General features: G+C 62.5%; 6 protein-coding genes. All 6 read right to left on the bottom strand.

What is annotated here, in order from left to right; genetic code table 11:
- Nucleotides 1–80: 80 nt before the first annotated feature.
- Genes HX805_RS31575 through fmdA form a run of 6 tightly spaced genes read right to left on the bottom strand, consistent with a single transcriptional unit; the run spans nt 81 to nt 5,671 of the window.
- Nucleotides 81–1,436, bottom strand: a complete 1,356-nt coding sequence (locus HX805_RS31575) for an MATE family efflux transporter (protein WP_003218590.1) — start codon at nt 1,434–1,436, stop codon at nt 81–83.
- 22 nt (nt 1,437–1,458) lie between these two features.
- On the bottom strand, nt 1,459–2,022 hold the full coding sequence (locus HX805_RS31570; RefSeq protein WP_003218595.1) for a DUF2239 family protein: 564 nt from the start codon (nt 2,020–2,022) through the stop codon (nt 1,459–1,461).
- A 50-nt stretch (nt 2,023–2,072) separates the two neighbouring features.
- Nucleotides 2,073–3,029 carry an AAA family ATPase gene (locus HX805_RS31565; protein ID WP_177117632.1) on the bottom strand — a complete coding sequence of 319 codons (957 nt, stop codon included), beginning with the start codon at nt 3,027–3,029 and terminating at the stop codon, nt 2,073–2,075.
- Nucleotides 3,030–3,032: 3 nt separating this feature from the next.
- Nucleotides 3,033–4,076, bottom strand: a complete 1,044-nt coding sequence (locus HX805_RS31560; RefSeq protein WP_177023259.1) for an aliphatic amidase — start codon at nt 4,074–4,076, stop codon at nt 3,033–3,035.
- Nucleotides 4,077–4,091: 15 nt separating this feature from the next.
- Nucleotides 4,092–4,439 (bottom strand): zinc ribbon domain-containing protein, encoded by a 348-nt coding sequence (locus HX805_RS31555; RefSeq protein WP_008432727.1) that lies wholly within the window; start codon nt 4,437–4,439, stop codon nt 4,092–4,094.
- A gap of 2 nt (nt 4,440–4,441) precedes the next feature.
- Nucleotides 4,442–5,671, bottom strand: coding sequence for a formamidase (gene fmdA / locus HX805_RS31550; protein ID WP_003218608.1), 1,230 nt, complete (start codon nt 5,669–5,671; stop codon nt 4,442–4,444).
- Nucleotides 5,672–5,985: the final 314 nt, after the last annotated feature.

The following is a 5,985-nucleotide window of genomic DNA, read 5'->3' as shown; positions in this document are numbered from 1 at the left end:
CGCTGTAAGAGCGAAACCATAGGCGGCCGTTACCTAAATAACGGATATGTACACCCCGCCCCGCCCCGCCAAAAAAAACCTCACACCAACCGCTTGATCTGCTTATGCCGCCAAACCAGCCGGTAATAAGCCGTCTGCAACCCCAACATCGCCAGATACGTCACCGGAAACGCCATCCACACCCCTTCCAGCCCAAACCGCGCATTCAGCAGATACGCCACCGGCAACTCCACCCCCAACACGCAAACGATCGAGATGCCCACCGGCACCAGCACCACCCCGCTGGCCCGCATGATCCCGCCCACCACGGCCTGGAAACCGAACACCAGGATGCTCCAGAGCATGATATGCAGCAGGTGCTCGGCCTTGACCCGCGCATCCACGTCGGTAATGAACAACCCCAACAGCCAGTGCGACAACACATACCCCAGCACTATCAACCCACCCGTCAGGCACAGGTTGATCAAAATCCCCGTACGCAGGATCGGCCCGATCCGCTCCAGGCGCCCCGCCCCGATCGCCTGCGCCCCCAGAATCGACGCCGTGATCGCAATCGACAACGCCGGAAACTGCACATAGTTGACGATCTGCGTCACCGCCCCATACGCCGCCGTCGCCTGGGAACCATGGCTGTTGACCAGCGCCAGAATCACCAGCTCCGACAACGACAGCACCACCATCTGCAACCCAGTGGGCAACCCGATACGCAGGACCTTGCCCAGGATCACCCGATCCAGCCGCAGCGCCGCCATCAACTGGCGATCCGGCGCCATCACGTGGTTTTTATGGCGCAGGCGCAGCACCAGGAACGTCATCGCCAGGGCATTACCCACCAACCCCGCCACCACCGCGCTCTGGATACCCATCGGCGGCAGGCCCAGCCAGCCCTTGATCAGCGCAGGGGTCAGCACCAGGCCCACGGTGGTCGACACCATCAGCGCCAATAAGGGCGACACCGTGTCACTCACGCCCCGCAGCAGTTGGGTGAACAGGATGAACACCAGCAACAGCGGCATGATCAGCATCATCATCTGCGCATAACCCACCGCGTCATCCAGCACATCCACCGGTGTGCCCAGGGCCTGCATTGCCGGGCGCGCAAACACGCTGCCCAGCACCGCCGCGATCACCCCGATCAGGGCGCCGAGGGTCAGGGTGGCGCCGGTGATCGACTTGACCATCGAGGTTTCCTGCGCGCCCCACGCCTGGCCGATCAGCACCGAAGCGCCCGCCCCCAGGCCGATCACCAGGGCGATAAAGAAAAACACGATGGGGAACATCCCCGACACCGCCGCCAACGCCTGGGTGCCGAGCATCTGCCCGACATAGATCCCGTTCAGCGTGCCGGAAAAGCTCTGGAGGAAATTGGACAGCACCATGGGTGCCAGAAAGATCAGGTAGATCTGCCACAACGGTCGTTGCTGGGTGACTTCCATGAAGGTTCGGATCTCAATGCAATTAGGCAGGGAAAGCGTTGCGTGACAACCAGGCCAGGTACAACTTCACATCCACCGGCCAGTGCGCAATCTTGTTGGAAAAGTCGGCGCCATCCTGGGCAAACAACGCCCGCGAGGCCTCTTCGAAACCCGGCAGGTCGCCGCCCAGGGCGCTCATGAAACGATAGCTGGATTCCTTCGCCTGGCGTCGCTCATCGTGCTCGGCATGGGCGTTGCGCGCTTCATCCACCAGCCGGCGCAAGGCCGCCGAGGCGCCGCCGCGCTGTTGCCCCAGCCACTCCCAATGCCGTGGCAGCAGGGTCACTTCACGGGCGACCACCCCCAGCTTCGGTCGGCCTACGGTAGGTGACGCCGGCACGTCGGCCTCCGTCACCGCGACGGTCGGTTGCTGCGGTGCGTAACCGGCGGGCCAGGGATAGTCGACTTGAACGCCGCTGGCGTCATCAAACACCAGCAAGCTGCCCGTCGACAGGTCGAGGTTTTTCAGGTTTTTGGCGACGTCGGCATAAGAGCCGGCGGCCACGCGTTGGTGGCCAAGGAAAGCGGTGCAGTGTGATGCGCTCATGACTTTTACCCGGAATATATTGTTTTACCCGGATTATATTAGCTTGGAATTTATTTGTTGCAAGCCGCTTGTTGCGAAACCACCAAACGATCACTGTCGACAGTCGCGCCCATGGGGCCCACACCCGGGTCGCGCAATACGCATTCGGCAATCGCCGGCTCAAGTTCCACCCGCAATCGGCGGCCCAAGGCACGGGCACCAAAGCGTACATCATGGTCGCGGCACAACCACACCCGTGCCGACTCATCCAGCACCAGTGACCGCTGCTGCGTCGCCAGGCGTTGATTGAGTTTGCCGAGTTCCACCTCAAGCAGCGCTTCAAGCCATTGATGGTCGATGGGCTCGAACATCAGGATACGGTCGATGCGATTGAGAAACTCCGGCTCGAAGTGACTGTGCAAGGCGTCCTCCAACACCGCCGCCTCCCCGCGTCTCAACCAGCGCAACGGGGTAAATCGCTGTCGATGGCGACGCGCCTGTTGTGCACCGATATTGCTGGTCATGAAGATCAGGCTGTTGCGAAAGTCCAGCGTACGAGCGCCGCCCGCCAGCGTCAGCTGGCCGTTTTCAAGGATGCCCAGCAGGCTGCGCACCACTTCCTGGCTGGCTTTCTCCAACTCGTCGAACAGCACGATACCAGGGCGGCTGTAGCTACCCTGGATCAGTTCGCTGTTGAACAGGCTGATGCCCTCCTTGCTGCCGACATAACCCGGCGGTGCACCGGTGAGTGCGGCGGCATAATGCTCCTGGGCCAGGGTGTGCATGTCGATACGGCAGAACCCGTCGGCACGCCCGTGCAACGCCTGGGCCAGCAGCCGGACGATTTCCGTCTTGCCGACCCCGGTAGGCCCCATGAACAGGTTGACGCTCAACGGCCGCTCACGCTCACCGATATCGGCCTTGACCACCTTGAGCAACCCTTCCATTTGGGCCAGGGCTGCGTCCTGGCCAACGATACGGCTGCGCAGCAAGGCCATGACCTGGGCCGGTTCAAAAGTAAACCGCATGCCTCAACCCGCCGTTTTTTCTTTACCACCATGGGGCAACTGCCCCACCGGGCATTCGGCGACACCGACGGTGCTACGGGTGAAGGCCTCGACATTCTCTTGGGCCTTTTGCGCGTCCAGCACCCAGGTGCGATAGAACTCGAATGGGCAATCCGCCATGCCCTTGTCCCCATCGCCCGAGGCATGCATGCCGGTGTAGCCACGGTGCAGCAGCTTGAACAGATGGTTCTGCGACTGGTCGTTGGCCCGCGCATCGCGGATCTGCGACACCGACAGCTGGGCGTACTGAATGCCCATCTCTTCTTCGCCGCACTCGCCCAGGGTACGGCCATCGAAGCCGATGATCGCCGAGTGCCCGAAGTACGAATACACCCCGTCGAACCCCGCCGCATTCGCCACCGCCACGTAGCAGTTATTGGCCCAGGCCATGCTCTTGGACATCTGCACCTGCTGCTCCTTGGCCGGGTACATATAGCCCTGGCAGCGCACGATCAGCTCGGCGCCTTTCATCGCACAGTCACGCCAGATCTCCGGGTAGTTGCCGTCGTCGCAGATGATCAGGCTGACCTTCATGCCCTTGGGCCCGTCGCACACGTAGGTGCGATCGCCCGGGTACCAGCCCTCGATCGGGCACCACGGAATGCACTTGCGATAACGCTGGACGATCTCGCCGAGGTTATTGATCAGCACCAGCGTGTTGTACGGCGCCTTGTACGGGTGCTCCTCGTGGCGTTCACCGGTCAGGGAAAACACGCCCCAGGTATTGGCCTGGCGGCAGGCCGCGGAGAAAATCGCCGTCTCCTCGCCGGGAATACTCGCGGCGGTCGCCATCATCTCGTCGTGGTCGTACATGATCCCCATGGTGCTGTATTCGGGGAACACCACCAGGTCCATGCCGGGCAAACCCTGCTTCATGCCGACAATAATCTCGGCAATCTTCTTCGCGTTATCGATGACCTCGGCCTTGCTGTGCAGGCGCGGCATCTTGTAGTTCACGACAGCAACGCCGACCGTGTCCGGGCTGCTGGAAATGTCGCCATGGCGCATTGCAAATCTCCTCGGTCAATGACTGATCATCCAGGGCCGTGGCCCGGTCCTGGTCTTGAGCCCCAGCGGGTTGGCCTTGCTCGGCACCACCGGCTTGCTGGTGCCACAGCAACTGCAGCCCGCCGGGTGCTTGCGCGCTGCCTGATATTCGCCGACGGTTTGCGGCGCATGGGCGCTGCGCTCGTTACCGGCTATGGCCTTGCGCTGATTGGCCGACAGCGTGGTCAGCGCCGGCGCCGACAGCAGCAACTGCCCGCCCGGGCCGTCGCAATACGGGCATTGGCTGGGTTCGTGACGCTGGGCCATGGGCCGCAGCATCGTGAAGGTGCCGCAGGACTCACAGGCATATTCGTAGGTCGGCATGGCTACAGGTCCGGAGCGATGGGCAGGTCGATGCTGCCGTCGAGGAATTGGGTCGGGCCGCTGGCATTGGGGTTGATGTCGAACTCGAAGATTTCAGTCGGCAGCCACAACGTCGCGCAGGCGTTGGGGATGTCCACCACGCCGCTGATATGCCCCTGCACCGGCGCCGAGCCGAGCAACGCATACCCCTGGGCCGGCGAGTAGCCGAACTTGGTCAGGTAGTTGATCGCATTCAGGCAGGCCTGGCGGTAAGCGACATTGACGTCCAGGTAATGCTGCTGGCCCTGTTCGTCGACGGAGATGCCTTCGAAGATCAGGTAGTTCTTGTAGTTCGGGGTGATCGGGCTCGGCTTGAACACCGGATTCTTGATCCCGTATTTGGCCATGCCGCCCTTGATCAGCTCGACCTTCATGTGCACCCAGCCGGCCATTTCGATGGCGCCGCAAAAGGTGATTTCGCCGTCGCCCTGGCTGAAGTGCAAGTCGCCCACCGACAGGCCGGCGCCGTTGACGTACACCGGGAAATAGATCTTCGAGCCGCGGGACAAATCCTTGATATCGCAGTTGCCGCCATGCTCACGGGGCGGCACGGTGCGGGCACCGGTGGCGGCGGCATCGTCACGGGCCGAGCCCTTGAGTTTGCCCATGTGCGCGGTGGCGGCCAGCGGCGCGTTGGCCAGGGGTGGGACGCGGGTCGGGTTGGTGTCGATCAGCTCCTGCTCGCGACGATTCCAGTCGGCGAGCATCACCGGGTCGGGCAGGCAGCCGATCAGGCCGGGGTGGATCAGGCCCGCAAAATTGACGCCCGGGATGTGCCGGGAGCTGGTGAACATACCCTTGAAATCCCAGATGGCTTTTTGCGCGCTGGGGAAGTGATCGGTGAGAAAGCCGCCGCCGTTCTGGCGGGAGAAGAAGCCGTTGAAGCCCCACTGGGAGTCGGCCTTGGCGCCGATGTCGAGCAGGTCGACCACCAGCAAGTCGCCAGGTTCGGCGCCGTGTACGCCCACCGGGCCGGAGAGGTAATGCACGGTGGAGAGGTCGACGTCGCGCACGTCGCTGGCGTCGTCGTTGTTCTTGATGGCGCCGGCGGTCCAGTCGTAGGTTTCGAGGATGAAGTCATCGCCGGGTTTGACCCAGCAAGCCATCGGGATGTCCGGGTGCCAACGGTTGTGGATCTGTTCGTTTTCGGTGACGGGTTGGTTGAGGTCGACTTTGATCAGGGTGTCGGTCATCGAGGTGCTCCCGGAGGGTGGGTTGGCTGTCGGGAGCAGTCTCACGGGGATGGGGTTGGGCGGGGAATACGTTGGATGACGTATGCGTCTTTGGGGTTGGGGGGCATATCCGTTTTTTGGGTGATGGCTGATATCGGTTCCGCTCTTACAGCGGCTCACTTTTGAAAAGCGCAAAAGTAAGCAAAACGCTCTTGCCCCACCACTCGGCACCTCGCTTAGGCTCGGTGTGCCCTCACTCCGGCTTTGGACCGTGGGCCGCCGTCATGGGCCATCCCTGGCCCAGGACGGCTAACCCGGCGTCCTGCCGGGTTACC

The organism is Pseudomonas sp. G5001 (genome assembly GCF_013385475.1).
In the GTDB taxonomy this organism is placed as follows: domain Bacteria; phylum Pseudomonadota; class Gammaproteobacteria; order Pseudomonadales; family Pseudomonadaceae; genus Aquipseudomonas.
This window is presented reverse-complemented; position numbering and strand designations above follow the sequence as displayed.

Excerpts from the sequence above, each read along its gene's own strand:
- HX805_RS31575 (WP_003218590.1), bottom strand. The coding sequence starts at position 1,436 with ATGGAAGTCACCCAGCAACGACCGTTGTGGCAGATCTACCTGATCTTT.
- HX805_RS31570 (WP_003218595.1), bottom strand. The coding sequence starts at position 2,022 with ATGAGCGCATCACACTGCACCGCTTTCCTTGGCCACCAACGCGTGGCC.
- HX805_RS31565 (WP_177117632.1), bottom strand. The coding sequence starts at position 3,029 with ATGCGGTTTACTTTTGAACCGGCCCAGGTCATGGCCTTGCTGCGCAGC.
- HX805_RS31560 (WP_177023259.1), bottom strand. The coding sequence starts at position 4,076 with ATGCGCCATGGCGACATTTCCAGCAGCCCGGACACGGTCGGCGTTGCT.
- HX805_RS31555 (WP_008432727.1), bottom strand. The coding sequence starts at position 4,439 with ATGCCGACCTACGAATATGCCTGTGAGTCCTGCGGCACCTTCACGATG.
- fmdA (WP_003218608.1), bottom strand. The coding sequence starts at position 5,671 with ATGACCGACACCCTGATCAAAGTCGACCTCAACCAACCCGTCACCGAA.